27 protein-coding genes, 1 other RNA gene and 2 pseudogenes are annotated in these 25,732 nt (G+C 63.2%); 18 read left to right on the top strand and 12 right to left on the bottom strand.

The genetic code is table 11. The features are described from left to right. Positions 1-19: 19 nt before the first annotated feature. Both D3242_RS05085 and D3242_RS05080 read right to left on the bottom strand, forming a co-directional pair. Positions 20-538: a dihydrofolate reductase gene (locus D3242_RS05085; RefSeq protein ID WP_019859011.1), complete on the bottom strand. Its 519-nt coding sequence runs from the start codon at positions 536-538 to the stop codon at positions 20-22. Then, the gene (locus D3242_RS05080; RefSeq protein ID WP_064983871.1) at positions 538-1,554 is read right to left on the bottom strand and encodes a DUF4424 domain-containing protein; all 1,017 of its coding nucleotides are present in this window, start codon (positions 1,552-1,554) and stop codon (positions 538-540) included. The genes D3242_RS05085 and D3242_RS05080 overlap by 1 nt, the downstream gene beginning before the upstream one ends. A 233-nt stretch (positions 1,555-1,787) precedes the next feature. Here D3242_RS05080 and cobF point away from each other — a divergent pair, with 233 nt between their 5' ends. From cobF to D3242_RS05040, 8 genes are all read left to right on the top strand, one after another. Beyond that, positions 1,788-2,564, top strand: coding sequence for a precorrin-6A synthase (deacetylating) (gene cobF / locus D3242_RS05075; RefSeq protein ID WP_064983869.1), 777 nt, complete (start codon positions 1,788-1,790; stop codon positions 2,562-2,564). 331 nt (positions 2,565-2,895) lie between these two features. Next, the gene (locus D3242_RS05070) at positions 2,896-4,431 is read left to right on the top strand and encodes an FGGY-family carbohydrate kinase (protein ID WP_027047004.1); all 1,536 of its coding nucleotides are present in this window, start codon (positions 2,896-2,898) and stop codon (positions 4,429-4,431) included. Then, on the top strand, positions 4,428-5,204 hold the full coding sequence (locus tag D3242_RS05065) for a DeoR/GlpR family DNA-binding transcription regulator (protein WP_064983867.1): 777 nt from the start codon (positions 4,428-4,430) through the stop codon (positions 5,202-5,204). The genes D3242_RS05070 and D3242_RS05065 overlap by 4 nt, the downstream gene beginning before the upstream one ends. Then, positions 5,201-6,952 carry a glycerol-3-phosphate dehydrogenase/oxidase gene (locus D3242_RS05060; protein ID WP_064983865.1) on the top strand — a complete coding sequence of 584 codons (1,752 nt, stop codon included), beginning with the start codon at positions 5,201-5,203 and terminating at the stop codon, positions 6,950-6,952. Before D3242_RS05065 ends, D3242_RS05060 begins: the two co-directional genes overlap by 4 nt. Positions 6,953-7,275: 323 nt before the next feature. Then, the gene (locus D3242_RS05055) at positions 7,276-7,935 is read left to right on the top strand and encodes a DUF2291 family protein (RefSeq protein ID WP_064983863.1); all 660 of its coding nucleotides are present in this window, start codon (positions 7,276-7,278) and stop codon (positions 7,933-7,935) included. Beyond that, positions 7,932-9,512, top strand: coding sequence for a sugar ABC transporter ATP-binding protein (locus D3242_RS05050; RefSeq protein ID WP_064983861.1), 1,581 nt, complete (start codon positions 7,932-7,934; stop codon positions 9,510-9,512). Before D3242_RS05055 ends, D3242_RS05050 begins: the two co-directional genes overlap by 4 nt. Continuing rightward, complete coding sequence (locus tag D3242_RS05045; RefSeq protein WP_064983859.1) at positions 9,475-10,629, top strand: ABC transporter permease; 1,155 nt, start codon at positions 9,475-9,477, stop codon at positions 10,627-10,629. The genes D3242_RS05050 and D3242_RS05045 overlap by 38 nt, the downstream gene beginning before the upstream one ends. Before the next feature lie 56 nt (positions 10,630-10,685). Beyond that, positions 10,686-11,615 carry a D-ribose ABC transporter substrate-binding protein gene (locus D3242_RS05040; protein ID WP_019859021.1) on the top strand — a complete coding sequence of 310 codons (930 nt, stop codon included), beginning with the start codon at positions 10,686-10,688 and terminating at the stop codon, positions 11,613-11,615. A 73-nt stretch (positions 11,616-11,688) separates the two neighbouring features. Here D3242_RS05040 and D3242_RS34450 read toward each other — a convergent pair. The 6 genes and pseudogenes from D3242_RS34450 to modA all read right to left on the bottom strand — a co-directional run. Then, positions 11,689-11,812, bottom strand: a pseudogene (locus D3242_RS34450) (molybdenum ABC transporter ATP-binding protein); the annotation flags it as partial. Then, a complete protein-coding gene (locus D3242_RS05035) occupies positions 11,803-12,552 on the bottom strand; it encodes a class I SAM-dependent methyltransferase (RefSeq protein ID WP_019859022.1) in 750 nt (249 codons plus the stop codon). The pseudogene D3242_RS34450 and the gene D3242_RS05035, both read right to left, overlap by 10 nt. Positions 12,553-12,725: 173 nt before the next feature. Next, entirely contained in the window at positions 12,726-13,067 is a 342-nt protein-coding gene (locus D3242_RS05030) for a winged helix-turn-helix domain-containing protein (protein ID WP_010910183.1), read from the bottom strand. Between the two features lie 91 nt (positions 13,068-13,158). Then, positions 13,159-14,271: a molybdenum ABC transporter ATP-binding protein gene (modC, locus tag D3242_RS05025; RefSeq protein WP_019859023.1), complete on the bottom strand. Its 1,113-nt coding sequence runs from the start codon at positions 14,269-14,271 to the stop codon at positions 13,159-13,161. Continuing rightward, on the bottom strand, positions 14,268-14,972 hold the full coding sequence (gene modB / locus D3242_RS05020) for a molybdate ABC transporter permease subunit (RefSeq protein WP_038647670.1): 705 nt from the start codon (positions 14,970-14,972) through the stop codon (positions 14,268-14,270). Before modB ends, modC begins: the two co-directional genes overlap by 4 nt. A gap of 20 nt (positions 14,973-14,992) precedes the next feature. Then, on the bottom strand, positions 14,993-15,787 hold the full coding sequence (modA, locus tag D3242_RS05015) for a molybdate ABC transporter substrate-binding protein (protein WP_019859025.1): 795 nt from the start codon (positions 15,785-15,787) through the stop codon (positions 14,993-14,995). 211 nt (positions 15,788-15,998) lie between these two features. Here modA and D3242_RS05010 point away from each other — a divergent pair, with 211 nt between their 5' ends. Continuing rightward, the gene (locus tag D3242_RS05010) at positions 15,999-16,208 is read left to right on the top strand and encodes a TOBE domain-containing protein (RefSeq protein WP_019859026.1); all 210 of its coding nucleotides are present in this window, start codon (positions 15,999-16,001) and stop codon (positions 16,206-16,208) included. A gap of 12 nt (positions 16,209-16,220) precedes the next feature. Here the strand turns inward: D3242_RS05010 and D3242_RS05005 are convergent, their stop codons facing one another. Both D3242_RS05005 and D3242_RS05000 read right to left on the bottom strand, forming a co-directional pair. After that, a complete protein-coding gene (locus tag D3242_RS05005) occupies positions 16,221-17,015 on the bottom strand; it encodes a thymidylate synthase (RefSeq protein ID WP_019859027.1) in 795 nt (264 codons plus the stop codon). Between the two features lie 181 nt (positions 17,016-17,196). Continuing rightward, the gene (locus D3242_RS05000) at positions 17,197-17,508 is read right to left on the bottom strand and encodes a DUF2853 family protein (RefSeq protein WP_064983857.1); all 312 of its coding nucleotides are present in this window, start codon (positions 17,506-17,508) and stop codon (positions 17,197-17,199) included. A gap of 169 nt (positions 17,509-17,677) precedes the next feature. On the opposite strand from D3242_RS05000, the gene ssrA reads away from it, so the two are divergent. Further along, positions 17,678-18,038, top strand: a transfer-messenger RNA (tmRNA) gene (ssrA, locus tag D3242_RS04995). A gap of 111 nt (positions 18,039-18,149) precedes the next feature. After that, positions 18,150-18,700, top strand: a pseudogene (locus D3242_RS04990) (AAA family ATPase). A 45-nt stretch (positions 18,701-18,745) separates the two neighbouring features. Here the strand turns inward: D3242_RS04990 and D3242_RS04985 are convergent. Further along, a complete protein-coding gene (locus D3242_RS04985) occupies positions 18,746-19,951 on the bottom strand; it encodes a multidrug effflux MFS transporter (protein ID WP_064983855.1) in 1,206 nt (401 codons plus the stop codon). A 187-nt stretch (positions 19,952-20,138) separates the two neighbouring features. Between D3242_RS04985 and D3242_RS04980 the strand changes: the two genes are divergently transcribed. The 4 genes from D3242_RS04980 to D3242_RS04965 all read left to right on the top strand — a co-directional run bounded on the left by D3242_RS04980 (position 20,139) and on the right by D3242_RS04965 (position 21,960). Beyond that, positions 20,139-20,828, top strand: a complete 690-nt coding sequence (locus tag D3242_RS04980; protein WP_019859030.1) for a TetR/AcrR family transcriptional regulator — start codon at positions 20,139-20,141, stop codon at positions 20,826-20,828. Positions 20,829-20,974: 146 nt separating this feature from the next. Further along, the gene (locus D3242_RS04975) at positions 20,975-21,511 is read left to right on the top strand and encodes an SspB family protein (RefSeq protein WP_019859031.1); all 537 of its coding nucleotides are present in this window, start codon (positions 20,975-20,977) and stop codon (positions 21,509-21,511) included. Positions 21,512-21,527: 16 nt separating this feature from the next. After that, positions 21,528-21,722, top strand: a complete 195-nt coding sequence (locus D3242_RS04970; RefSeq protein WP_019859033.1) for a DUF4169 family protein — start codon at positions 21,528-21,530, stop codon at positions 21,720-21,722. 10 nt (positions 21,723-21,732) lie between these two features. Then, on the top strand, positions 21,733-21,960 hold the full coding sequence (locus tag D3242_RS04965) for a ribbon-helix-helix domain-containing protein (protein ID WP_019859034.1): 228 nt from the start codon (positions 21,733-21,735) through the stop codon (positions 21,958-21,960). Here the strand turns inward: D3242_RS04965 and D3242_RS04960 are convergent. Further along, positions 21,957-23,753 carry a chloride channel protein gene (locus D3242_RS04960; RefSeq protein WP_081296077.1) on the bottom strand — a complete coding sequence of 599 codons (1,797 nt, stop codon included), beginning with the start codon at positions 23,751-23,753 and terminating at the stop codon, positions 21,957-21,959. The two genes, D3242_RS04965 and D3242_RS04960, sit on opposite strands and share 4 nt — an antisense overlap. A 140-nt stretch (positions 23,754-23,893) precedes the next feature. On the opposite strand from D3242_RS04960, the gene D3242_RS04955 reads away from it, so the two are divergent. The 3 genes from D3242_RS04955 to D3242_RS04945 all read left to right on the top strand — a co-directional run bounded on the left by D3242_RS04955 (position 23,894) and on the right by D3242_RS04945 (position 25,690). After that, positions 23,894-24,340, top strand: coding sequence for a MarR family winged helix-turn-helix transcriptional regulator (locus D3242_RS04955; protein ID WP_019859036.1), 447 nt, complete (start codon positions 23,894-23,896; stop codon positions 24,338-24,340). 124 nt (positions 24,341-24,464) lie between these two features. After that, positions 24,465-24,770 carry a hypothetical protein gene (locus D3242_RS04950; protein WP_027047009.1) on the top strand — a complete coding sequence of 102 codons (306 nt, stop codon included), beginning with the start codon at positions 24,465-24,467 and terminating at the stop codon, positions 24,768-24,770. Between the two features lie 32 nt (positions 24,771-24,802). Beyond that, positions 24,803-25,690 (top strand): sigma-70 family RNA polymerase sigma factor, encoded by an 888-nt coding sequence (locus D3242_RS04945; RefSeq protein ID WP_051112902.1) that lies wholly within the window; start codon positions 24,803-24,805, stop codon positions 25,688-25,690. Positions 25,691-25,732 lie beyond the last annotated feature (42 nt).

Here is a 25,732-nt window from a genome sequence, read left to right as displayed (position 1 = left end):
TCAATGCACTTTTTGTCTATCAAAGTATCGGGCGGCGGCGCTCATAAACGGAATAGCGTGTTGCGTGGCTGTCCTTTTCCCCCGCCGGAACCTCCTGCGAACTGACCACGCGCCATGTCTCAGCGTCGATCGGCGGGAAATGCGCGTCGCCATCGACGGCGGCCAGCACATGGGTGACGTGCAGCCGGTCGGCCAGCGGCAGCGCCTGGGCATAGATCTGACCGCCGCCGATCACGCAGGCCTCGTCGATGCCGGTCATGCAGCGTGCGCGCACCGTTGCCAGCTGGATGGCGGCCTCCAGCGTATGCGCCACCTCGACGCCCTCGGCGCGCCAGCTCTTGTCGCGGGTGACGACGATGTTGAGCCGGCCCGGCAGCGGACGGCCTATGCCTTCATAGGTTTTGCGGCCCATGATGATGGGCTTGCCCATCGTGTCGGCCTTGAAGCGCTTGAGATCGGTGGAGAGCCGCCAGGGCAGTCCGCCATCCCGCCCGATCACGCCGTTCTCGGCGATGGCGACGTAGATTGCCACATGCATCAGTTCGCGTCCCCGCCATTGCTGTCCGACGGTTCGAGCAGCAGGATATCGATGTCGTGCTCCGGGTAAAAATCGTTCGCGGTCATCTCGAAACTCGTCGGCCCGACCTTTTTGACATTATCGCCGCAGAACGAGACCAGGGCTTTGGGATTGCCCTTGTCGACGGTCAGCTTGAACTTACCGATGGTGCCCGCCGCCCAGTTGCCGCCGGTGGTCAGAATATAGGCGATGCGGCTTTCAAAATATTTGGGATAGCCGTCCGGATTGTCCTTCGCCGCCTTGCGCACCGCGCTCTCGAATGTGTCGTCCATGCAGTAGCGGGTCTTGTATGTCGCATACTGCCCCTGGAACTGGCCGTCATAGAAGAAGCTGACCGACGACGTGCCGCCGACGCTCGGCTTGTAGCGGTGGGAAACGTGAACGTCCTTGTTGGCCGGAAAGGTCGAGCGCCACCAGTAGGTCGAGCGCAATTGCCAGAACGGCGCATAGTTGGATTTCATGCCGCTGCCGTCATCGGCGGTGTCCTCGATGATGATGCCGCGGTTGACCCAGTCATCGGCCACCGCCTGTGGCAGCTTCGCCAATGCCGCCTTGGCCGCATCGCCGAACGGGTTGAACGGCACATTCTGCGCCTTGAGATCGGCGCCGATGTCGATGCCGAGCGCGAACACCTTCTGCTCGAGTTGAGGCTTTGCCGCGGCACCGTCGATCGTCACCTCGAAGCCGAGGAAATTGTCGCTTTGGTTTTCGGGGATGGCCGGCATTTCTTCGGGATCGCCCGAAATGTCGGGCATCGGGAAGGCCACGATCGCGTCGACATCTTTGTCGGTGTTGTTGTGGAAGACGTAGTCGACCGTCACCTTCTCAGGCGAGATGAAGAGATCCTCGCTTTGCATCGCAACGGCATCGCTGCGCGACAGGATCAGCCCGCCTGTGCCAAGCTCGGCAACAGAATCGTTGGCCAATGCGGGTGCCGCCGAAAGCGCCAGCGCCGCAGTCAGAACATATCGCAACATCGAAGCCCCCTCGGCAAGATTGCCCTGACGACCCTAGCCGTTTCAATGCGGGGTTTCAAAGCCCTTCCACTTGCGTGACTACGCCACACCGGCCTGGACATGCCAGCGGTCTGGACACGCGAGCGGTCTGGACACGCGAGCGGTCTGGACACGCGAGCGGTCTGGACACGCGAGCGGTCTGGACACGCGAGCGGTCTGGACTAACAGCTTCCGATCGGGCAGGAGTTCGCCCCATGCGCAAGCTTCTCGTCATCGGCATCGGCGCCGGCAATCCAGACCACATGACGGTTCAGGCCATATCTAGCCTGAACCGTGCCGATGTGCTGTTCATCCCCGACAAGGGCGCCAAGAAGAACGACCTTGCCGAATTGCGGCGCGAGATCTGCGACCGCTTTGTCACCAATCCGAAATCGCGCCGCGTCGAATTCGACGTGCCGGTCCGCGCCGAACCGACATCTTCCTACCGCTCGACCGTCGATGACTGGCACGAAGCCATCGCGGCCATCTACGAAGCCTTGATCCGCGACGAGATTGACGAGGATGGCTGCGGCGCCTTCCTGATCTGGGGCGATCCCTCGCTCTACGACAGCGCGTTGCGCATTCTCGAGCGCGTGCGCCTCAGGAACAACGTCGCCTTCGAACTGGAGGTCATCCCTGGCATCACCGCCATCCAGGCGCTTGCCGCCAGCCACAAAATGGCGCTGAACCGCATCGGCGATTCGTTCCTGGTCACCACCGGCCGCAGGCTGACCGAAGAAGGTCTGGCCAGCAATGCCGGCAGCACAGTCGTCATGCTGGACGGCAAATGCGCCTTCAACACACTGGCCGACCCGGATGTCGTCATCCATTGGGGCGCCTATCTCGGCACGCCGGACGAGATCATCGTCTCCGGTCGCCTCGGCGATGTCAGCGCCGAGATCGAAAAGGTCCGGGAGGAAGCCCGCCGGCAAAAGGGCTGGATCATGGACACCTATCTGCTGCGCAAGCCCGGTGAGCCAGAGGATATCTAGCCACTGCCCTGGCAGTCGCCACGCAAGCGGGTAACAAGACCGGCGAGACGGATTGTCGGCCCTCAAGAGTTAGAAAAAACAGCGTTTTATGCCAATTTGATAATCAAGCTCCGCCTGGCGGAGCCTGCTCGTCTGGCGTATATCACACATATTGACGTTAAATTCACAGAATTGTATGGTCAGTTGGCCGGTTCGAATCCTGCCGCTGTTTCATCGGCGGCCGCAATCGGCAATGGCGGATCCCGGCGAGGATGATTTCCATGATGTTCAGCGCCAACCTTGCTTGGAACCAATTCGCAACGCGTACCGGCTCACGCTGAACGGGATCATCATGTCCAGCCTGCTTGGGATCGACAACGGCCTGACGGTGACGAAGGCAGTGATCTTCGATGCCGACGGCACCCAGCTGTCAGTGGCCAGGCGCCGTGTGCCGCAATCGATGCCGCATCCCCGCTGGGTCGAACGCGACATGCTGGGCCTCTGGCAGGCGACCGCCGAGGCGATCAGGGAAGCCATTGCCCTGAGCGGTCGGCCAGCTGGCGATATCAAGGCCGTGGCGGCGACCGCGCATGGCGACGGGCTGTATCTGCTCGACAGGAACCGCCGACCGCTCGGCCCCGGCATCCTGTCGCTCGACAGCCGCGCCGGCGAGATCGTCGACGAATGGGCAAAGGGTTCGGTGTTTGCCGAGGCCCTCGCTTTGACCGGACAGGTTCCGCACGCTTCGGCGCCATCGGCGATACTGGGCTGGCTGAAAAAGCATGCGCCGGAACGCTTCAGCCAGATCGGCCATATCGTCGGTTGCAAGGACTGGCTGCGCTTTTGCCTGACAGGCACCGTCGGCACCGATTTGACCGAGGCGAGCACCTCGTTCACCGACGTCCGCACGCAAGTCTACGCGCAGGAGGCGATGCGCATCTTTGGCCTGGAGGAGCTGTTCGCGGCTTTGCCCGGGGCTGCACATTCGGCCGACATTGTCGGCTACGCCACCGCCGAAGCGGCCGCATTGACCGGGCTTGCGGAAGGAACTCCGGTTGCTTGCGGCCTGCATGACGTCACCGCCTCGGCGCTTGGCATCGGCGGCCACGAAGAGGGCGTGGTCAGCATCGTCGCCGGCACCTACTCGATCAACGAAGTGGTCTCCGCCGAGCCGCGTACCGACCAGCGCTGGTTCTGCCGCAACGCCATCGACCTCGGCCGCTGGAACAACATGTCGATCTCGCCGGCCTCGACGGCGAATTACGACTGGTTCCTCGACACGCTCTGCCGGGCCGAACAGGACGAGGCCAAGAAGACCGGCCGCTCGATCCACGAGATGCTGGCGACCGAAATCGACACCGCGCTGAAGAAGCCGTCGACCCTGCTCTTCCATCCCTATCTGTTCGGTTCGCCCTACGGCAATGCCGCCAGCGCCAGCTTTGTCGGCTTGCGCGGCTGGCACGACCGCGGCGACATGCTGAAGGCGGTGCTGGAAGGCATCGCCTTCAACCACCGCACCCATGTCGAAGCCCTGCGCGACGGCTTTGCCGTCCGCGAGGTGCGTTTGACCGGCGGCGGCTCGCGCAATCCGGCCTTCGCGCAGATGTTCGCCGACGTGCTCAACGTGCCGGTCACCGTCACCTCGACCGACGAGGCGGCCGCCTACGGCGCCGCCCTTTGCGCCGGCGCGGCAGTCGGCCTGTTCGCCTCGCCGCAGGAAGGCGCGCGCGCCACCTGCACGGTGAGCCGCGAATACCGCCCGGACCCGGCACGCAGCGCCGTCTTCGACGAGCGTTATTCCATCTATGGCCGCATCGCCGAACAGCTCAGGCCGAAATGGGCCGAAATCGAAAGCCTTGCAGCGCAAGCAATGGGGGGCACAGCATGATCAAGGCCGACGAACGGCGCGAAGAGATCGCCGAATATGTGATAAAACTCGGCCAGGTGCGCATCGACGATCTGGTCGAGCATTTCGGCGTGTCGCGCATGACCATCCACCGCCACATCGACCAGCTGGCGCATCAAGGCGTGCTGCGCAAGCTGCATGGCGCCGTCACCGTGCAGCCATCCGGCCTCTATGAAAGTGCCTTCCGCTACCGGGTGACGGTTGGGCGGGCGGAGAAGGACGCACTGGCCCGCGCCGCCATGGATTACGTCGAACCGGGACAGGCGATAATCCTGGATGACTCGACCACAGCCAACGCCGTTGCGCCACTGCTGCTCGAGGTCACGCCTCTGACCGTCATCACCAACAGCGTGTCGACGGCTGCATTGCTGACCAATGTCGACGACATCGACTTCATCTGCCTCGGCGGTCAGTACCACCGCACCTACAACGCCTATATCGGCATCGTCTGCGAGAATGCGATCTCGCGGCTGCGCGCCAATCTCCTGATTTGCTCGGCCTCCGCGATCAGCGGCACCACGGCCTTCATCCAGGATCAGCATGTGGTGCGGGTAAAGCAGGCGATGATGGCGGCGGCGATCAAGCGCATCCTCCTGGTCGACCATTCCAAGTTCGACAAAGTGGCCCTGCACGTGCTCGACGACCTGGTCAGCTTCGAGGCGGTCCTGGTTACCGACGGCATCAGCGACAAGCATGCGCAAAAGCTGGAGCAGGCCGGGGTCCAGCTGCGTATCGTCAAGACGGCGAGGCCATGACATCAACGGCCGAAAGCCAGCACGGCTCCGAGCAACGGACCGGTGTCCCCGGCGATATCGATGTCGTCATCCTCGGCGCCGGCATCAATGGGGCAGGCCTGTTTCGCGATCTCAGCGCGCAGGGCGTCAGCTGCTGCATCGTCGACAAGGCGGATTTCGGCTCCGGCACCAGTGCGGCGCCTTCGCGCCTGATCCATGGCGGGCTGAAATATCTGGAGACCGGCGAATTCGGGCTGGTGGCGCAGTCGACGCTGGAGCGCAACCTGCTGCTCAAGAACGCGCCGCACTATGTCAGCCCGCTGCCGACGGTCATCCCGATCTTCTCCTGGGGCAAGGGCATGTGGGCGGCGCTGCGCACGCTGCTGGGCTCGACCAGCGCGCCGCGCAGCCGTGGCGCGATCCTCATCAAGATCGGCCTGATGATCTATGATTTCTACGGCTCGCGGCACCGGGTGATGCCGCGCCATCGGCTTGTCGGACGCCGTCAGGCGCTTCGCGACATCCCGGCGTTGACTGGCTCGATCGTCGCCACCGGCACCTACTACGACGCCAAGATCACACATCCCGAACGGCTGGTGCTCGAGCTAATCGCCGATGGTCTGGAGGCCAACCCTAACTCCAGCGCGGCCAACTACACCTCGCTGGTCTCTTCCTCGAACGGCGTGCTGGCCTTCAGACGACAGAACCGCGGCGAATTCTCGTTGCGGCCGAGGCTGGTCGTCAACGCCGCCGGCCCATGGATCGACCATGTCAACGCGGCACTCGGGGCGCCGTCCAGGATGATCGGCGGCACCAAGGGCTCGCACATCCTTCTCAAGCACGAAGCGCTGGTGCAAAGTCTGGCCGGGCGCATGCTCTATTTCGAAGCCGATGACGGGCGCATCTGCCTTGTCTACGACTATCTCGGCAAGGCGCTCGTCGGCTCGACGGATCTCGCGGCCGATAATCCGGATACGGTTCGCTGCGAGCCGGCGGAGATCGATTATCTGCTGGAAAGCGTGCGCACGCTGTTGCCGGGCATGCGTTTCGAACGCGACCAGATCGTCTATGCCTATAGCGGCATCAGACCCCTGCCCGCATCCGACGCCGCCATCCCCGGCCTGATCAGCCGCGATCATTCGGCGCCGGTGGCGGAGTCGGAGCCATCGCGGCCCTTCCCCATCATCTCGCTGATCGGTGGCAAATGGACGACATTTCGCGGTTTCGCCGAGGAGGTCGCCGACACAGTGCTCGATCGTCTCGGCCGCATCCGCAAGGTGACGACGCGCTCGATGCCGATCGGCGGCGGCAAGGACTTTCCGGCCGACACAACTGCACGATCAAGCTGGCTGGCCAAGGCCGCGTCGGCCTCGGGCATCGACGAGGCCCGGCTCGACCTGCTGCTGTCGCGCTATGGCACCAAGGCATTGCCGATAGCCCGGCACCAGAGCGCATCGAGCAATGAAGACCGCTTGCCGGACTCGCATGACTACAGCGTATCGGAGATCGACTACATCGCTCGCAGCGAATTCGTCGAACATCTGGCCGACATCGTCATGCGGCGCACGACGCTGGCCATCAGCGGTTCCCTGACGACAAGCGATTTGCAGCAGATCGCCCTGATTGCCGGCCGGGCGCTCGGCTGGAACGCTCAGAGGATCAGCGAGGAGATCGACGCGGTTGTCACGCAGCTCAACGGCAACAATTTGATGGGGCTGCAACCGGAGCACCTGCCGCGAACCACGAGTGATCGCGCCAAACTGGCTTGAGCGCGGCACAGCCTCATTGCTGACTTGAAAGCAAGCGTGTCACAGCACCTGTGAGATATTGTCGATTTTTGAAAACCTAAACAATATCAATATCATATATGGATATATATCAGCCGATCGGTCACATGAATGTTACATTGTCAGCAAAGTATCACAGTCATTGACGGTAACTTAACATCGATGTATGGTCGATTGCGCTGGAGGAGCACGCTGCGGGAGGGGTCGATGCAAGCGGACCAACCGCACAGCGGCTTATGCGGCGCTTCGCGCCGACAAGACGAAATGCCACCTCTCATCGCCGCCACTACACAGGTCGTCACAGCATGAGTTCGCAGCCAGCAACCACCACGATGAACCGGCGAGGATCGCCAGGCGTCCGCTGGGTGGCCGTCGCGATCGCGATCCTGGCGCTGCTCGGCGCAATGATCCTCGACACCAAGATCGTCACGATCGGCTCGGCCGAAGACACCCGCAAGGCGGCGTTTTCGCCGGAGGCGTTCGGCAAGGCTGAATTTCCGAACGTGCAATCCGCCGTCGAGCAGCGCGCCGTCGATGCACCGACGCTTGCAGCCGCCATCGCCAAGGACAAGGCGGCCGCGGAGAAACAATATGGCGTGCCGGCCAATGTCGGCACCGAATTCTCGGTCAAGTTCACTGGCGTCGTCGGCGAGGGAAAGTCGGGCATCTACACCGTCAAGGTGGCTGACGTCCCGGACAATCTGGTCATTCGCATCCAGACCGGACCGGCGATCAACGGCACCGATCTGCGCGACGCCACCGGCGCGATCACCTTCGGCCAGTTCACCAACCAGATCGAGTACCAGAATGCGGGCTCGGCCCTGAACAACGAGATGAAGAAGCAGGTGCTGTCGGCCATCGACAACACCCAGCTCACCGGCAAGACCATCTCGGTCGTCGGTGTCTTCAAGCTGATCAACCCCAAAGGCTGGCTGGTCGCGCCGGTGAAGCTGAGCGTCCAATGAATGCGGCGCCCGAATTCGAGCCGGCGCCGGGCGACACCGTGCTCGCGGCCCGCCACATCGTAAAGACCTATGGTGGCACGCACGCGCTCAAAGGGGTCAATTTCGACATCCGCCGCGGCAAGGTCACGACGCTGTTCGGCGAAAACGGCGCCGGCAAGTCGACATTGATGAAGATCCTCTCCGGCGTGACGACGCCGACATCGGGAACCATCGAGCTCGACGGCCAGTCCGTCACCTTCTCCTCAGCCTCCGACGCCCGCGATCGCGGCATCTCCATCATCCATCAGGAACTCAGCCTCGCGCCCAATCTGAGCGTGCGCGACAACATCTTCATGGGCCGGGAAATACGCGGCGCGACCGGTGTCGATTTCGCCGAGGAGGCCCGCCAGACGCGGCGGCTGATGGCCGACCTCGAGGAAGACATCGATCCACTGACTCTGGTTCAGGACCTGCGCCTGGGACAGCAGCAGATCGTCGAGATCGCCCGCGCGCTCTCGGTGGATTCACGCATCCTGATCATGGATGAACCGACCTCGGCGTTGAGCGCCACCGAGGTGGAGGTGCTGTTCAGGGTGATCCGCGACCTCACGGCCCGCGGCGTCTCGATCGTCTATATCTCGCACCACCTCGAGGAGGCGTTGCAGATCACCGACCACGCCGTGGTGCTGCGCGACGGCGCCATCACCGCGACGGCCAACGCCAGGCACATCAACCTCGAATGGATCGTCCGCAACATGGTGGGCGAGAACTTCGATTTGGGCTCGCCGCCCACCGGATACGCCTTCGGCGAGGTTGCCTTGTCGGTCGAGGATGTCAGTGTCCCCGATGCATCGAGCTCGGAACGTTCCGTGGTCGACAGGCTGTCGCTTGCCGTGCGCAGCGGCGAGATCGTCTGCATCTACGGGCTGATGGGCGCCGGGCGCACCGAATTGCTGGAATGCATCGCCGGGCGCCTGCAGCCATCGGGCGGGCGCATCCTGCTCGGAGGCAACGACATCTCCCGCTTCGGCATCGCCGAGCGCATCGCCAGGGGGCTCGTGCTGGTGCCCGAGGATCGCCAGCGTGACGGCCTGGTTCAGACGATGTCGGTCGGCGCCAACCTGTCGCTCGCCAGCATCGGCGCTTTCGTCAGGGGAATGCTGTTGTCGCGCTCGCAGGAGCGGACGCTGGTCGAAGCCTCCATCCGTGACGTGCACGTCAAGACCGCGGGCGGCAGCGCGCCTATCGGCTCGCTGTCCGGCGGCAACCAGCAGAAGGTGGTCATCGGTAAGATGCTGACCACCAATCCCAGGGTCATGCTGCTGGACGAGCCGAGCCGCGGCATCGACATCGGCGCCAAGGCCGAGGTGTTCCGGCTGCTCAGCGAGCGGGCGGCGCGCGGGCTCGCCGTCGTCTTCTCGACCTCGGAAGTCGCCGAATGCCTGAGCATCGCGCACCGGATCATCGTCATGCATCGCGGCAGGATCTCGGCCGAATTCGGTGGCGATGCCACGAAGGAGGAGATCATGGCCGCTTCCGGCGAGGCCGTGGTCTCCGACCATGAAGAACACAGGAGCCACCACCGTGACCGACGCTAGCCCCGATCGCAGCCGCTCCCCGAGGGTTTCGGCCGACGGCTTCAGCCTGGCCAAGCTTTTGCTGGAGGGCCGCGCCTTCTTCGCGCTGATCGCCATCATCATCGTCTTCTCGCTGCTGTCTCCCTACTATTTCTCGGTCGGCAATTTCCTGACCATGGCCTCGCATGTCGCCATCTTCGGCATACTGGCGGTCGGCATGCTGCTGGTCATCCTCAATGGCGGCATCGACCTGTCGGTCGGCTCGACGCTGGGCTTCTCCGGCGTGATCGCCGGCTTCCTGATGCAGGGCGTGCAGCTGACCTCGTTCGGCGTCATCCTCTACCCGCCGGTCTGGGTCGTCGCGGTGCTGGTCTGCGTGCTCGGCGCGCTGGTCGGTCTGGTCAATGGCGTCCTTATCGCCTGGCTGAAGGTCCCCGCCTTCGTCGCCACGCTCGGCATGCTCTACGTCGTGCGTGGCGCGGCCCTGCTGATGACCAATGGCCTGACCTACAACGATCTCGGCGGCAAGCCGGAGCTCGGCAACACCGGCTTCGAATGGCTGGGCTTCAACCGCCTGCTCGACATCCCGATCGGCGTGCTGGTCATGGCCGTCATCGCCATCATCGGCAGCATCATCCTCAACCGCACCGCCTTCGGCCGCTGGCTCTACGCCTCCGGCGGCAACGAACGCGCCGCCGAACTCTCCGGCGTGCCGGTCAAGCAGGTGCAGGTGTCGGTCTATATGCTCTCGGGCATCTGCGCCGCCGTGGCCGGCCTCATCCTGTCCTCCGAACTGACCTCGGCGGGTCCGACCGCCGGCACGTCTTACGAGCTCACGGCAATTGCCGCAGTCGTCATCGGCGGTGCGGCGCTCACCGGTGGCCGGGGCAACATCCGCGGCACGCTGGTCGGCGCCTTCGTCATCGGCTTCCTGTCCGATGGTCTGGTGATCATCGGCGTCTCTGCATATTGGCAAACAGTGTTCACCGGCGCGGTTATCGTGTTGGCGGTGCTGCTCAACGCCATCCAGTATCGCCGCCGCGTCAAGCTTCCGAGCACGGCCGGCGGCTCGCCCACTTCTCCACAAAAGGACAAGGCCACAACGGCCGATCCCGCCCTCGAGAAGACCGCCGGTTGACCGGCGCGATTGCTAACCAAAGGAGGAACTCTATGTATCGTAGTGCCAGAATTCTGATGCTCTCGGCCTTCGCCCTGGCCGCACCGATCGTCGCGGCAAGCGCGGCGTCGGCCAGCGGCCTCATCTCGATCATCGTCATCGACCCCGCCAACCCCTACTGGCTCACCGAAGGCAATGTCGCCAAGGCCGAAGCCGAAAAGCTCGGCTACACTGCGACCGTCGGCGCCTCCAAGGCCGACACCAACACCGAGAGCAAGCTGATCGACACGGCGATCACCAACAAGTCCGTAGCCATCATCCTTGATCCGGCCGATGCCAGCGGCTCGATCGGCGCGGTCAAGAGGGCGATCGCCGCCAACATCCCGGTCTTCCTCGTCAATGCCGAGATCAACCAGGAGGGCCTCGCCAAGGCGCAGCTTGTCTCGAACAACGCCCAGGGCGCCGCGCTCGGCGGCCAGCAATGGGTGACGGCCATCGGCGAGAAGGGCAACTATGTCGAGCTGCTCGGCGCCCCCTCCGACAACAACGCCGCGACACGGTCGAACGGCTACGAGACCGTTATCAGCCAGTATCCCGACCTCAAGAAGGTCGGCTCGGAAGTCGCCAACTGGGACCGCACCCAGGGCCACGACAAGATGCAGAGCCTGCTCCAGGCCCATCCCGACATCATCGGCGTGACCAGCGGCAATGACGAGATGGCGCTCGGCGCGATCGCTGCGCTGAAGGAGGCCGGAAAACTGTCGAGCATCAAGGTTGGCGGCTTCGACGGCTCGCCGGACGCTGTCGCCGCCATCAAGGCCGGTGACCTGCAGTACACCGTGCTGCAGCCGGTGGCCGTCTACTCGGCGAAAGCCGTGCAGCAGGCGGACTCCTTCATCAAGACCGGCAAGACCGGCGCCGCGACCGAAAAGCAGCTGTTCGATTGCCTCCTCATCACCAAGGACAATGTCGACAAGTATACGGCTCCGTTCACGCTCTCGGAGTAAGAAACCCGACGAGGGGTGGCCTTTCGGTCGCCCCTCTGTCCTATCATGCGGGGCGGCACGGTTGCGCCATTGCAATATAGGCCAGGATCTCTGCCTTGCGCCTCGTCGAACGAGGCCAGAGGCTCATCCATGAGCAGCAATCTGGGTCTGGCGAGCAGTGCCCGCCTCATCGCCACGGGCTGCTTCTCTAGGCCAGCCGTCGCTTCAAAATGGCGCAGAACTCAAAAGTGTTGTGCGGCGTGGCATAGACTTGCTCCACTTCCAGCCCGATCAGGCCGAGATTGGAAAGCACCTCTATTCCCGAGCGAAAACTTTGAGGTGTAAATTGCCAAGCGTGAACATCGATGTAGGCCCCAGCGGAGGTGTCGTACTGGCTCATGGCCACGGAAACACTGGACAGATTGTGACGAAATCTTGGTACCCCGTGATCGCCGGTCCAATGGCGAACCGGATCATTATGCGTGGCTAGAGCAATGTGTTCGATGACGCTCTTTGCGGTGTGAACTTTGTTGCCTCGAGCGCCGATGAAATCGGCAATCGAACTCTCTGCGATGAAATGGTCGAAGCAGTAACGCTTGTCCGGGATAATCAGGAGGTATCTGCCTGTCGCAGTGAGAATCCTCGCGACCTGATTCAAGTGGTAAATCAGGTCCGGTTGATGCTCGACGCAGTGACTGCTCAGGCAAAAATCAAACTTTTTGTCTACGATGCTCAAGTCGCCGGTGCTGGAAACATAGTCGATATCCACCGGGACGGTGTAGACATAGCCGATCGCATTAGCCCTGTTGATCAGTCCTTGTTTGTCCATGACGTCGAAATATTTAACGTTTGGACCGCGCAAAGTCGGATTCGTGAAAGGCCCCACCTCAAGCGTTGATTTGCCGTCAACAAGAGAAGCGAGGGCATTTCGGTTGAACTCTGGCGGAGCGGCGTCCATCTCAATTTCCTCGTTGGTCGCGTTGCGAAACTACCAATCATGGTCGCGCGTGGGAATCAATCGCGACTGGGGATTGCGGTGATAATGTAGGCGGCACGATCGCAGCATCTGGTTCGCGCGGTGACCTGCCCCGATTGCGTTGGCAGCGCGAAACCTCGCTCCGCCGACGCCTCTCAGCCCGCATCGATCTCCGCCTGCAGTGCATCCATATGCGTCGCCGCCGCCGCGGTGGCCGCACGCTCGATGGCGCGGAAACGGCTGACCACCGCAAGGCCGATAGCCGTCAGCTGCGCGCCGCCGCCCTTGCGGCCTCCGGTCTGCGCGGCGACCAGCGGCTTGCCGAACACCCGATTCATGTCCTCCACCAGATCCCAGGCGTGCTTGTAGGACATCTCCATGCCGCGTGCGGCGGCCGAGATCGAGCCGAAGGTGGCGATCTGCTCCAGAAGCTCGATCTTGCCCGGACCGATCCGCCCGTCGGGATCGAGATTTATCCGCAAGCTCAGCGATGGCATCTATGCTCCTCCGCGGTCACCAGGACTCCTGCCGAAGCCACTTCAGCGATAGCGTTATTCCAAATCAATATAGCGGCGATCGCCGCTTCTGTCAGCCATCGACCTCGAGCGGCAGGCCGGCGCCGGTGTTGGCCCGGTCGAAACTCACTGTCTTGACCACGGCGAAAACCTTGCCGCCGAGCCGCAGTTCCAGCGCCTGCCGCGACTGTTCGGTGATGCGGGCGAGCACGGTTGCGCCGTTGCAATCGATGTCGACCTCGACCGCCGGCCCTTCGCCCGGGCGGATCGCAACGATCGTGCCGGGCAGGATGTTGAGCGCGCTGAGGCCTGTCGGCTTCTCCGCAGCGATCATCACATCACGGGCACGGATGCGGACACGCACGGGAGCCCCGGTTTTCATCGCCAGGCGCGGCACGCGGATCTCTCCGGCGGCCGAGACGAGCACGGTCATGCCGAAAGTCTCGTCGTGGCGCAGAACCTTGGTGTCCAGCACCGCACCGCCCTCGCCGCGCTCTTCCGTCGGCAGCAGGTCGAGCCTTTGCATCACCACTTCGGTCGGGCCACCGGCAACGACCTTGCCTTGCGCCAGCATCACCACGTCGCTCGCCAGCCGCGCCACCTCGGCGACCGAATGGCTGACATAGACGATCGGAATCTTCGTCTCATCGCGCAGCCGTTCGATATAGGGCAGGATCTCGGCCTTGCGCGCCTCGTCGAGCGATGCCAGCGGCTCGTCCATGAGCAACAATCTGGGGCTGGCGAGCAGCGCCCGGCCGATCGCCACGCGCTGCTTCTCGCCGCCCGAGAGCTTCACCGGGCGCCTGTTCAGCAGCGGGCCGATGCCGAGCAGGTCGACGACGGCATCCATGTCGGCGTAGCGCTCCTTGGCCGGCGTGAACCAGCGGCCGTAGCGCAGATTGCTGGCCACGCTCATATGGGGAAACAGGCGTGCGTCCTGGAACACCATGCCGATGCGGCGCCTGTGCTTCGGCACGAAAATGCCGGCATCGGTGTCGACCAGCGCACGGCCCTCCACCTCGATGCGGCCCTTGTCGGGTCGGATCAGCCCGGCGATCATGTTGATGAGCGTGGTCTTGCCCGAGCCGGATGGCCCGAACAGCGCGGTGAGCCGCCCGGCGCTCTCGAAGCGCGCCTCGATGGCGAAATCGCCGAGCCGGTGGCCGATGTCGACGCGGACGCTCATTCGATGTCCATCCGCCGCCCAACCCGTCGCGCCAGCACTTCCGAGGCGACCAAAGCCGCCATCGAGATGACGACCGAGATCAATGTCAGCCGCAATGCTCCCTCATCGCCACCCGGCACCTGCGTAAAAGTGTAGATCGCCGAGGGCAGCGTCTGCGTTTCGTTGGGGATGTTGGAGACGAAGGTGATGGTGGCGCCGAACTCGCCCATCGCCTTGGCGAAGGCCAGGATGGCGCCCGCGATCAGCCCGGGCAGGATCAGCGGTAGAGTGATGGTGGCGAACACCCACAAAGGATTGGCGCCAAGCGTGCCCGCCGCCGCCTCCATCTTGCGGTCCACCGCTTCGATCGACAGCCGGATTGCCCGCACCATCAGGGGAAAGCCCATGACGCCGCAGGCCAGTGCCGCACCCGTCCAGCGAAACGAGAAGACGATGCCGAAATGCTCGGCCAGGAAGGCCCCGGCCGGGCCGCGCTTGCCGAAGGTCAAAAGCAGGAGGTAGCCGGTCACGACAGGCGGCAGGATTAGCGGCAGGTGAACCACGCCGTTGAGCAACGTCTTGCCCCAGAATTGTCCGCGGGCAAGCAGCAGCGCGATGGCTATGCCCGGCGGCAGGCTGGCGAGCATCGCCACGGTCGCCACCTTGATGGACAGCCGGACCGCATTCCATTCGTCGGGAGTGAGGTCCAGCAGCCAGGTCATATTGCGCTATCAGGCCCTGTTCAGTTGCTCGGCGTGAGCACGGTAAAACCCTGTTCCTTGAAGAGCGCGCCGGCCTTGGCGGACTGCAGGCATTTCAGGAAAGCCGTCGTATCCTTGTCCTTCGAATCGGCGGTCTGGGCAACCGGATAGATGATCGGCGGATGCGAATCCTCCGGGAAGGTGCCGACCACCTTGACGCCCTTGTCGGCATGCGCGTCGGTGGCATAGACGATGCCGAGAGCGGCCTCCCCTGTCGAAACCAGCTTGAGCGCCGCACGCACGTTCTCGGCCTGCGCCACCTTGCTTTCGACCGAGGACCAGACGCCGAGCGATTCCAGTGCCGCCTTGCCGTACTTGCCGGCCGGCACCGCCTTGAAGTCGCCCATGGCGAGCTTGCCGTCGCCGACCAGCTTGGCGAGGTCGAAACCCTTCTCGATCTTCGTCTCGACCGTCGAATCCTTTGGCGCTACCAGCACGATCTCGTTGCCGAGCAGCTTCACCTCGGTATCGGGCTTGGTCAGCTTCTTGTCGGAAAGATATTTCATCCAGTCGAGATCGGCCGAGATGAAGACGTCGGCCGGCGCTCCGCCTTCGATTTGCTTGGCCAGTGCCGAGCTTGCCGCATAGGAAACAGTCGCGGCCTCGCCGACATCGGCCTCGCAAGCCTTGTTGACCGCGTCGAGCGCGTCCTTGAGGCTGGCCGCCGCGAAAACCACGACCTTGTCTTGCGCATGTGCGGCCGGCATCGCTGCCATCGCCGTCGCCGCAAGACCGCCAATGGCGATCGCCTTCAACCCGAAACCCTTGCGCGTCATCGAAAACTCTCCCTGGTTTGAAATCCGTGCGGCGCGAAGCCTGCCGATCGATATATCCGCATGAATATAACAAGGGAAGGCCCGGCGGCTCGCGAAAACGCCTATGCCCCACCGATCGTTCTGGTAAGACGAGCAGGAAACCCAATGCATGTCGCCCAAAAGTGACCTCGGTTTTGCGAGAACGGCCTGCATGAAAGCAACGGAGAGCCCAATGAAGATCAGCGCCCGCAACGTGCTCAAGGGAACGATCACCGAGATCGTCAAGGGAGCCACCACGTCGCATGTCAGGATCGACATCGGCAGCGGCGCCATCGTCACCGCCTCGATCACCAACGAGGCCGTCGCCGACCTCAAGCTCGAAAAGGGCAAGCAGGCCTATGCCGTGGTCAAGGCCTCGGACGTAATGGTCGGCATCGACTGAGCCGTCTGCGGCTCAAACGGCGATGGGCGCCTTGATCGAGGCATCGGCGACATAGTTTTCCAGCCGGAAATCCTCGAAGCGGAAGGCGAACAGGTCCTTCACCTCCGGATTGATCCACATCGTCGGCAGTGCCCTCGGCGTGCGCTGCAATTGCTCGCGCGCCTGTTCAAAGTGGTTCGAATAGAGATGCGCATCGCCCAGCGTGTGGACGAAATCGCCCGGCTTCAGCCCGGTCACCTGCGCCACCATCAGCGTCAGCAGCGCGTAGGACGCGATGTTGAACGGCACGCCGAGGAAGATATCGGCCGAACGCTGGTAGAGCTGGCAGGACAGCCGGCCTTCGGACACGTAGAACTGGAACAGGCAGTGGCAGGGCGGCAGCGCCATCGCCTCCACCTCGGCCGGGTTCCAGGCCGAAACGATCAGCCGGCGCGATTGAGGATTGCGTCGTATCTCCTTGAGAAGGCCCGCGATCTGGTCGATCGAGCCGCCATGGCCGTCCGGCCAGGAACGCCACTGCCTGCCGTAAACGGGGCCAAGGTCGCCATTCTCGTCCGCCCATTCGTCCCAGATCGTGACGCCGTGGTCGGTCAGGTATTTGATGTTGGTGTCGCCGGCCAGGAACCACAGGAGCTCATGGATGATCGACTTCAGGTGCAGCTTCTTGGTCGTGGTGACCGGAAAGCCGCGCGCCAGGTCGAAACGCATCTGGTAGCCGAAGACGGAGCGCGTGCCGGTGCCGGTGCGGTCGCCGCGATCGGCGCCGTTGTCCAGCACATGCCGCAAGAGGTCGAGATATTGGCGCATCGGTTCCAGCTCGATTCGAGATTTCACCAATCATAGCGCATGTGCGCGCCGGCGCCACGCCTGTCTGAGATTCTTTCCCCACCCGGACATGAAGCGGAGCGCTCTTCAGAACCCGCGCTGGCGGACCGAAAGCGCATAAAACCGTGCCGATCGGTCGCCAGAGCAGAAATTGTCAGACCTCTCAGAGCGAGCCGAGTTTGCCCAGATCCTTGGCCACCAGATAATAGAAGGTCACGCGGCTCTTGGTGTTGTCGGCGTGCATCGCCTTGCAGGTCTTCTCGATCGACGCGTCGGCTTTCGCCCCATCGCTGACGCCGAGCTTCTTGGCCACCCAGCTCTCCTTGACGCGCTCGAGCTCCTTCGGGTCTGTGCAGGACACCAGCGAGGAATCGCGGTTCCTCAGCGCAATGCCCAGATGCTTGACGATCTTTTCGACCGCGTCGGCACTGGCGCCCGCGTCGTACTTCTTCACATCCGCAAGATAGTCGGCCATCAAAAATTCCCCTCGTCGGCGCCACGGATCCGATCGATGAGGGCTGTGGCGCGCTTCGCAATCCGTGCGCTAGGTCGGTTACTCCTCACCGCTCGCAAAGCTTCCGTTGTGACCGCGCCCAAGTCAACCCTTGCCGTCGCAATTTGACACAGGGACAAAGCCTCATTGCGGCCTTTCATTTCCGGCGAACGCCCCCTATATTCGATTTGTCGGCTTGACCGACTATGGCGATAAATGGGCGATGAAATAAGCCGTTCGGACCCGGGGGCGGTACCCGGCGCCTCCACCAAAAGCCGCTGTTGACGACAGAGCGGTTTTTGCTGGGGGCGAAATAGGATCGACGAAGGTGTAAAGATCGTACTTTTGCCCGGCATTGTACCACCGTCATCGGGCTAAACTTATAGTTGCCAACGACAACTATGCGGAAGCACGTCTCGCTGCTTAATGCAGTGCGATAGCTTCAAATCAAGCCCTAGGGGTTCGCACTTCTAGGCGGGGTTCGGAGGTACCTGGCAACAGAAACCTCCACTTCTCCCTCTCTCGATCCACGTCATGCGCAACGGCCGCTTTTGCCGTCCGGACTTCGCACGGCCTCGGGCCGCGAAGCCGCCGCTCGCGTGTCTTTTTCTCCATGGGCAAAAATGCAAAACGATTCCGATCGATTCTTCGTGCTGACCGGTGGTCCGGGCTCCGGCAAGACCACTTTGATCGCAGCCCTGCGTCGGGCGGGCTTTGCGACTTCCGTTGAAGCCGGACGCGGCATCATCCGCGAAAGTCCTCGATAGGCGGAACCGCCCTGCCCTGGAGCGACCGCGCGCTGTTCGCCGAACTCATGCTGTCGTGGGAGATGCGCTCATATCGGGACGCGATCGAGCAGAAGGGACCGGTTTTCTTCGATCGCGGCGTGCCGGACACGCTCGGCTATCTCAGGCTGAGCGGCCTGCCCGTGGCAGAACACATCAGTGCCGCCGCCAAGCGCTTGCGCTACAATCCGCGCGTGTTCGTCGCTCCGCCCTGGCCGGACATTTTTGCGCAGGACGAAGAAGGCAAGCAGACTTCAGACGAGGCCGAGCGCACCTACCATGCGATGGCCGGCGTCTATACGGAGCTGGGTTACGAACTTGTTGCGCTGCCCCTGGTTCCGGTCGAGACACGGTTGCGTTTCGTATTGGCCGAGGCAGGGCTGAAATGAAAAGGCCGGGAAAACCCGGCCTTTTCATGCGCTTGCGAGCAGTGCCTATTCCGCCGGCGCTTCGACCGCCTCGCGCGAACGGCCGAGCGTGACCTTGGCCAGCGTGAAGGAAATTACCGCGCACAACGTGATGCCGGCGACCATTGGCAGCGGCGTGCCGTCGAAGAATACGCCGGCGACGCCCATGGCGAGCGCGCCGATGGCGAAGTGCAGCGTGCCCATCAGCGCCGAGGCCGTGCCGGCGATCTCGCCGTGCTCTTCCATGGCCAGCACCGAGGTGGTCGGAATGACCAGGCCAAGGAAGCCGTAGCCGACGAACAGCAGGGCTGCCATCACGTCGAGCCGATCGACGCCCGTCGCCATGATCGCGAGCAGCACCACCATCGTCGAGGCGTAGCCGGTCACCGCGACACGCACCACGCGCCGCAGTCCGAAACGCTCGGCCAGCAGGCCCGTCAGCTGCGACATGCCGATAAAGGCCACCGCATTGATCGAGAAGAACACGCTGTAGATCGAAGGCGACAGCCCGTAATGGTCGATCAGGATGAAGGACGAACTCGACAGATAGACGAAGAAGCTCGCAATGCCAAAGCCGGCGATCGCCACCAGGCCAAGGAAGTTGCGGTCACCCATCAGGAAGCGGTAGTCGGCAAGCGCGGTGCCGAAGGAGGAACCGACGCGCTCTGCCGCCGGCCGCGTTTCCTTGAGCGAGGTCGCGAGCAGGATGGTGGCAAGGGCCGCCGCCCCGGTCACCGTCCAGAACACGGCGCGCCAGCCGAAATTCTCGATGATCTGGCTGCCGGTCAGCGGCGCCAGGATCGGCGACACCGAAAACACCAGCATCAGCAAGGACATCAGCTTGGCCGCCTCATTGCCCGTATGCAGGTCGCGCACGATGGCGCGCGGCACGGCCATGCCGGCGCTGGCGCCGAGGCCCTGCAGGAAGCGGAAGGCGGTCAGCCATTCGATGGTCGGCGCCATGGCCGAACCGATGCCGCCGACCATGAACAGCGCAAGACCGCCATAGAGCGGCAGCTTGCGGCCGACCATGTCGGAGATCGGCCCGACGACGATCTGGCCGAAGCCCATCGACAGGAAGAAGATCAGCAGGCTCATCTGCACGGCGGCGGTGCCGGCGTGCAGATCCGCGCCGATCGACGGCAAAGCGGGAAGATACATGTCGATCGCGAAGGGGCCGATGGCGGACAACAGGCCGAGCACGACCGCGATGCGGAGGAATTTGGGACTCATGATATTGGCTTCTTTCGAAATCTGGTTGCCGCCGCCAAGCGACGTCTGACCTAGGACGTTCCATCCCGTGAGGTTCCGACACTCCAGCAGCGAATCTTGTCGTCTCCCGGCGCGAAATCTCTTTATCGCATGTCCACAAATTTAGACAGTCTTGTCTAAATCGTCAATCACCTCTATATAGATTTTCATGAGAGCGAGCGTTTCTCCTGACACTTTCCCGCCACGCGGCCATGAGGCCAAACGCCTGTCGATCATCGACGCCGCCGCTGGCGTGTTCTGCCGCGAAGGCTTCGCCGGCGCCAATATCGACCTGATCGCCGCAGAGGCCGGCGTCTCGCGCCAGACCGTCTACAACCACCATGGCGACAAGGAAAAGCTCTTCATGGCCGTGGTGCGCGACCTCACCGATCGCTGCAATGTCGGCATCTTCGCCACCATTGCCACCTTTCCTGACCAGCCCGGCGATCTCGAAGCGGATTTGATCGGCTTTGCCGTGCGCCTGAATCAGAACTGCATCTGCAATCGCGACGGAAAATTCCTGCGCAAGTTGATCCAGACCGAAGGCGAACGCTACCCCGAACTGTTTGCCGAATGGCGCGAACAGGGTCCGGGCACGACATTGCCGGCAATCGCCGCCCGCTTCGCCCGCCTCGCCTATGGCGGTTACCTGACGATCGACGACCCCGACGTCGCGGCGCGCCAGTTCTTCGGCCTAGTCAATGCCGAACTGCAGACCACCTTCATGCTCGGCGGCACGCCGCGCGAGGACGAAGTGGTGCGATCGGCGACGAATGGCGTGCGCACCTTCCTGCGCGCTTTCGGCAAGCGCCCTTCCCCGGGCAGCGTCAAAAAGCACACTGCGCTGGCCAACGCATAACATTTGCGGTTGCCGGTAAGCCGACTTGCCGATCAAATCGTTGGCAATAGTCCTCGCTTCGACGCGACGGTGGGCTATATCAGGTTTACGCCGCGCTCAAGCTTGATTACAGCTATGCGGACGATTCAACGGAACCCGACCACCACATGGCCGACGACCACATCCGCTACGACATTCTGGCCCAGGAGGCGTTGCGCGGCGTCATGCGCAAGGTCCTGGCCGAGGTCGCACGCACCGGCCTCCCCGGCAACCATCATTTCTTCATCACCTTCCTGACCGGCGCGCCCGGCGTGCGCGTCTCGTCGCGCCTGCGCGAGCGCTATCCCGAGCAGATGACCATCGTCATCCAGTTCCAGTACTGGGACCTCAAGGTGACCGACACTGGCTTCGAGGTTGGCCTGTCCTTCTCGGACGTGCCGGAGAAACTTGAAATCCCGTTCTCGGCCGTGCGTGGCTTCTATGATCCCTCGGTGAATTTCGAGCTCGAGTTCGACGTCAAGACCGATGCGCAGCCTGAAGAGGAACCGGCCCAGCCGGCGCCCGAGACGCTGACCATCGTTTCCGAGAAGAAGCCGAAGGCCGAGAAAAAGGCTGCCGCCGAGCCGGAGAAGAAGCCCGCCGCGACCGAGGCCGGCGCCAAGGGCGCCGAAGTGGTTTCGCTCGACGCCTTCCGCAAGAAATAGGTTCGCGGTCCGCGCCATGGCCGACATCGTCAATCTCCGCCAGGCTCGCAAGCAGAAGGCGCGGGACGAGAAAACGCGCGTCGCCGAACAGAACCGGGCCCTGCATGGCCGTTCCAAGGCGGACAAGCAACGCGACCGGTTGAATGCCGACAAGGCCGAAAAATTTGTCGCCGGCCATCGCCTCGACCCGTCCGGCAAAGATAAGCAGTGAGTATTCGGCCGTGAGCGTCGTCGAAAAGCGCTCGGTGACCATTCGCGGCCATCGCACCAGCTATTCCCTCGAAAAGCCCTTCTATGACGACCTCGTCGCCATCGCGGCGGCGAGAAAGCTGACGCTGGCCGCGCTTGTCGCCGAAGTCGATGAGACACGGCCCCGCGAGACCAACCTGTCCTCGGCGCTGCGGCTGCATGTGCTGGAATGGGCGAAGCGCGGAGCCAGCTTGGACTAGACGCCCTCGACCGCGTCCGCCTTTTTCCCGCGCCTGGTACCGAAGCCAAGCAAGGTCGAACGGTCGCGTTCCTCGGCCTGTTTTCTCGACCGCACGCGCATCAGATCCTTCCAGCCGACATAGCCGACCAGTTGCAGGCTCTCGCGGGTCACGACCGGCAGATGCGAGACATTGGCCATCAACAGCTTGTCGGAGAGGCCTTCGAGATACTCGTCGGGAAAAGCGAGCGTCACCTTGCTTCCAGCAAGCAGGTCGCAGAGCGTCGTCGTCCTGTGCTTGCCGGCGCGGCGCCAGCGCAGGATAGCCGGCGGATCGATGAGGCCGAGCACCCGCCTGTTCTCGTCGATCACCGGGAAGCTCGGATGCCGGGTTTCCGGCGCGATCAGGAAGGCGGCGGCGCCATGCAGCGTCATCGTCGCCGGCACGCTCTCGACCTGCGCCGTCATCACCTCGCGCACCCTGGTCAGCGCGAAGGGATCGACGCGGTATTCGCGCACGAGGTGGTGCCCCCGCCTGGCGATCTTTTCGGTCAGGATCGACCGCTTCATCAGGAGCACTGTGACGGCATGCGCCGCGGCACAAGCCGCGATCAGCGGCACCAGCACATGCGTGTTGCCGGTCAGTTCCACGGCGAAGAACGTCGCCGTCAGCGGCGCCCGCATCGTGCCGCCCATGGTCGCCGACATTGCAAGCAGCGCCCAGAAGCCGGGATCCGCCGCGGGCAGGATGCCGGCGAGCACCGCCCCCATTGCGCCCCCCATGATCAACAGCGGCGCCAGCACGCCCCCTGATGTTCCCGAACCGAGCGCCACCGACCAGATGATGGCCTTGACCGCCAACAGCAGCAGTGCCGCGGCTGCGACCGTTCGACCATCCAGCATGTCGGCGATGTTGTCGTAACCAACGCCGAGCGCCCGCGGCTCGATCAGCCCGCCGATGCCGACCACCAGGCCGCCGATCATCGGCCACCACATCCAGTGGATGGGCAGTTTCTGGAAGGCGTCCTCGCAGGCATAGACCATCTGGGTGAGCAGCCCCGACAAGAGGCCGGCGCAGATGCCGACCAGAACCCAGCCGCCAAGCCCCACGAACGAGATCGCCATGCCGCCTTGAAACGGAAAGATCGGCCCAGGCAGATGCAGCGCGGTACGCTCGACCTCGGCAATGATCGCCGCAACCGCCACGGGGATGAAGGAGCGCGGCGTCCATTCGAACAGCAGCAGTTCCACCGCCAGCATGATGGCCGCGATCGGCGTCCCGAACACGGTGGTCATGCCCGCTGCCGCGCCTGCCACCAGCAGCGTCTTGCGTTCGTTGTCGGTGACCGGCAGCATCTGCGCGATCAGCGAGCCGATCGCGCCGCCGGTCATGATGATCGGGCCCTCGGCGCCGAACGGCCCGCCGGAGCCGATCGAGATCGCCGACGACAACGGCTTCAGGATCGCCACTTTGGCATCGAGCTTCGAGCGCCCGAGCAGGATCGCCTCGATCGCTTCGGGAATGCCATGGCCACGGATCTTCTCGCTGCCATATCTAGCCATCAGGCCGATGATCAGGGCGCCGATGACCGGCACCACCACCGCGGCAAGCCCAAGCGGCGTATCCTGCAATTTCAGCTCGGCGAACGTGAACTGGCCGAAATAGGCAACGTTGGTGGCAAGCCGGATCAGTTTCAAAAGCACGATACCGGCGAACAGCCCCGCCGTGGCGACCACCACGGCGATGGTCGCGATGGTCAATACCCGCGCGTCGGTGGTGAAATCCCTGAGATGGCTATTTTCGGAGGGCTTCATGGCGGGCTTTCTGGCGGCGGCCGGATCTCGAATATGCGGCACGGCGAAGACGCCGGCCGGCTTGTCGGCTCGCTATGTATCGTAACACGATATAAATTCAAGCTGGTTTTGCATCAAAACCGTTTGAGCCTTTGGCCGGAATGGAACAAATGTCTGGAATGACGCAGCCCGGAAAATCTCGCCCCGCCATCGAACTGGCCGACTACCAGCGGCTGTCCGAGTTTCGCTATCTGATCCGCCGCTTCCTCGAATTCAGTCAGCTGCAGGCGGAAGACGCCGGCCTGACGCCGCGCCAGCATCAGGCCTTGCTGGCGATCAAGGGCTATCCGGGCGGCGGATCGGTGACGGTCGGCGATCTGGCGGAGCGCCTGCGCATCCGCCATCACAGCGCCGTCGAGCTGATCAATCGCCTGAGCGACGCCGGACTGGTCGTGCGGGACCAGGACAAGGACGACCATCGCCGCGTGCTGCTGCGGCTGACCGAACGCGCCGACGATTGCCTGGCCGAACTGTCAGCGGCGCATCTCGATGAGCTTTCGCGCATCGAGCCCATGCTGAGGCGCTTGCTCGATCAGGGCCGCGAGTGACGCTTCGGCATCCTGCGCTGGATGGCACCTTTATTTTTCGGGCGCCCGCATCTTTTGGCTTCCCGGCATCGTCTAGGCGATGAGAGGCCCAAAGGGCGCAAGGCAATCGAGAGGAAGACCTGCGATGAAACGCCATCTGATACTCTACAAGATGAAGCCCGAACGAGCCGATGAGAACGAGCGGCTGATCCAGGCCGTTTTCCAGGAATTGCGCGACAAATCGCCGGACGGCGTCCGCTACATGACGTTGCGCGCCGCCGATGGGACATTCATCCATCTGGTCGAAACGCAAACCGATGCGCATTCTGATAGCATCACCGGCCTGGCCACATTCGAGGCTTTTCAAAGCGGCTTCAGGGATCGCTGCAGCGAACCTCCGCAACGCGACGAGGTGACCGTGGTGGGCAGCTACCGGATGCTGAATGCGTGATCGAGGAAGATGAGGTCACAGAACGGAGGCTCATGAACATTCCCATTCCTGGCGGGCGGCATGGGCTCTTTGAACGCCTGTTTGGGGAATTGCGCCCCAAGCTGCACCGCTACTGTGCCCGCATGACCGGCTCGGTGTTCGATGGCGAGGATGTGTTGCAGGAGGCGCTGGCCAAGGCGATCGAGGCCCTGCCCGTTGCCGGCCCGATCGCCAACCCGGAAGGCTGGCTGTTTCGCATCGCCCACAATGCGGCGCTCGATTTCCTGCGCCGCCGCGCTCGCGAACAGGCCTATTCCGACGAGGATTTGGACATGATCGCCGACCCGGCGAATCCCACCATCGATCGCCAGGCCGCTTCCGCGGGGCTGCATACTTTCATGCGCCTTCCCGTCACGCAGCGAAGCAGCGTCATCATGATGGACGTTCTGGGCTATTCCCTGCAGGAGATCAGCGCCACCCTCGATACCAGCATCCCCGCGGTCAAGGCCGCGCTGCATCGCGGCCGCGACCGCCTGCGCCAGATTGCGCACGAGCCCGACGACCGCCCTCTCCCGAAACTGGGCGCCGCGGAACGTCAGTTGCTCAACGCCTACATCGATCGCTTCAATGCCCGTGATTTCGACGCGGTGCGCGACATGCTGGCTGAAGAGGTGCGGCTCGAACTGGTAGCCAAGACACGGCTCAACGGCCGCAAGGAAGTCGGCACCTATTTCGGCAACTATTCCCGGGTGCGCGATTGGCATCTCGTGCCCGGCTTCGTTGAAAACAGGCCAGCAATCCTCGTCCGCGACCCCAACGACCCGACGGCCCGACCCGCCTATTTCATCCTGCTGGCCTGGCACGACGGCAGGCTCGCCGCCATCCGCGATTTCCGCCACGCCCGCTATATCGCCGACAGCGCCGAACTGCTCGTTCTTTGAAACGATTTCGGGACGGGAAGGCCTCGCCCTACTGCCCTACTG

Origin of the sequence: Mesorhizobium jarvisii (assembly GCF_003601985.1) — a bacterium.
In the GTDB taxonomy this organism is placed as follows: domain Bacteria; phylum Pseudomonadota; class Alphaproteobacteria; order Rhizobiales; family Rhizobiaceae; genus Mesorhizobium; species Mesorhizobium jarvisii.
Note: the sequence above shows the minus strand (reverse complement) of the source record. Positions and strands in the feature narration are given on the sequence as shown.

Excerpts from the sequence above, each read along its gene's own strand:
- D3242_RS05030 (WP_010910183.1), bottom strand. The coding sequence starts at position 13,067 with ATGCCATCGCTGAGCTTGCGGATAAATCTCGATCCCGACGGGCGGATC.
- D3242_RS04950 (WP_027047009.1), top strand. The coding sequence starts at position 24,465 with ATGAAACGCCATCTGATACTCTACAAGATGAAGCCCGAACGAGCCGAT.
- D3242_RS05010 (WP_019859026.1), top strand. The coding sequence starts at position 15,999 with ATGAAGATCAGCGCCCGCAACGTGCTCAAGGGAACGATCACCGAGATC.
- modA (WP_019859025.1), bottom strand. The coding sequence starts at position 15,787 with ATGACGCGCAAGGGTTTCGGGTTGAAGGCGATCGCCATTGGCGGTCTT.
- D3242_RS04970 (WP_019859033.1), top strand. The coding sequence starts at position 21,528 with ATGGCCGACATCGTCAATCTCCGCCAGGCTCGCAAGCAGAAGGCGCGG.
- D3242_RS05050 (WP_064983861.1), top strand. The coding sequence starts at position 7,932 with ATGAATGCGGCGCCCGAATTCGAGCCGGCGCCGGGCGACACCGTGCTC.
- D3242_RS04945 (WP_051112902.1), top strand. The coding sequence starts at position 24,803 with ATGAACATTCCCATTCCTGGCGGGCGGCATGGGCTCTTTGAACGCCTG.
- D3242_RS05080 (WP_064983871.1), bottom strand. The coding sequence starts at position 1,554 with ATGTTGCGATATGTTCTGACTGCGGCGCTGGCGCTTTCGGCGGCACCC.
- D3242_RS05005 (WP_019859027.1), bottom strand. The coding sequence starts at position 17,015 with ATGCGCCAATATCTCGACCTCTTGCGGCATGTGCTGGACAACGGCGCC.
- D3242_RS04985 (WP_064983855.1), bottom strand. The coding sequence starts at position 19,951 with ATGAGTCCCAAATTCCTCCGCATCGCGGTCGTGCTCGGCCTGTTGTCC.
- modB (WP_038647670.1), bottom strand. The coding sequence starts at position 14,972 with ATGACCTGGCTGCTGGACCTCACTCCCGACGAATGGAATGCGGTCCGG.
- cobF (WP_064983869.1), top strand. The coding sequence starts at position 1,788 with ATGCGCAAGCTTCTCGTCATCGGCATCGGCGCCGGCAATCCAGACCAC.
- D3242_RS05065 (WP_064983867.1), top strand. The coding sequence starts at position 4,428 with ATGATCAAGGCCGACGAACGGCGCGAAGAGATCGCCGAATATGTGATA.
- D3242_RS04960 (WP_081296077.1), bottom strand. The coding sequence starts at position 23,753 with ATGAAGCCCTCCGAAAATAGCCATCTCAGGGATTTCACCACCGACGCG.
- D3242_RS05040 (WP_019859021.1), top strand. The coding sequence starts at position 10,686 with ATGCTCTCGGCCTTCGCCCTGGCCGCACCGATCGTCGCGGCAAGCGCG.
- D3242_RS05000 (WP_064983857.1), bottom strand. The coding sequence starts at position 17,508 with ATGGCCGACTATCTTGCGGATGTGAAGAAGTACGACGCGGGCGCCAGT.
- D3242_RS04980 (WP_019859030.1), top strand. The coding sequence starts at position 20,139 with ATGAGAGCGAGCGTTTCTCCTGACACTTTCCCGCCACGCGGCCATGAG.
- D3242_RS05060 (WP_064983865.1), top strand. The coding sequence starts at position 5,201 with ATGACATCAACGGCCGAAAGCCAGCACGGCTCCGAGCAACGGACCGGT.
- D3242_RS05070 (WP_027047004.1), top strand. The coding sequence starts at position 2,896 with ATGTCCAGCCTGCTTGGGATCGACAACGGCCTGACGGTGACGAAGGCA.
- modC (WP_019859023.1), bottom strand. The coding sequence starts at position 14,271 with ATGAGCGTCCGCGTCGACATCGGCCACCGGCTCGGCGATTTCGCCATC.
- D3242_RS04955 (WP_019859036.1), top strand. The coding sequence starts at position 23,894 with ATGGAACAAATGTCTGGAATGACGCAGCCCGGAAAATCTCGCCCCGCC.
- D3242_RS05045 (WP_064983859.1), top strand. The coding sequence starts at position 9,475 with ATGAAGAACACAGGAGCCACCACCGTGACCGACGCTAGCCCCGATCGC.
- D3242_RS05085 (WP_019859011.1), bottom strand. The coding sequence starts at position 538 with ATGCATGTGGCAATCTACGTCGCCATCGCCGAGAACGGCGTGATCGGG.
- D3242_RS04975 (WP_019859031.1), top strand. The coding sequence starts at position 20,975 with ATGGCCGACGACCACATCCGCTACGACATTCTGGCCCAGGAGGCGTTG.
- D3242_RS05055 (WP_064983863.1), top strand. The coding sequence starts at position 7,276 with ATGAGTTCGCAGCCAGCAACCACCACGATGAACCGGCGAGGATCGCCA.
- D3242_RS05035 (WP_019859022.1), bottom strand. The coding sequence starts at position 12,552 with ATGGACGCCGCTCCGCCAGAGTTCAACCGAAATGCCCTCGCTTCTCTT.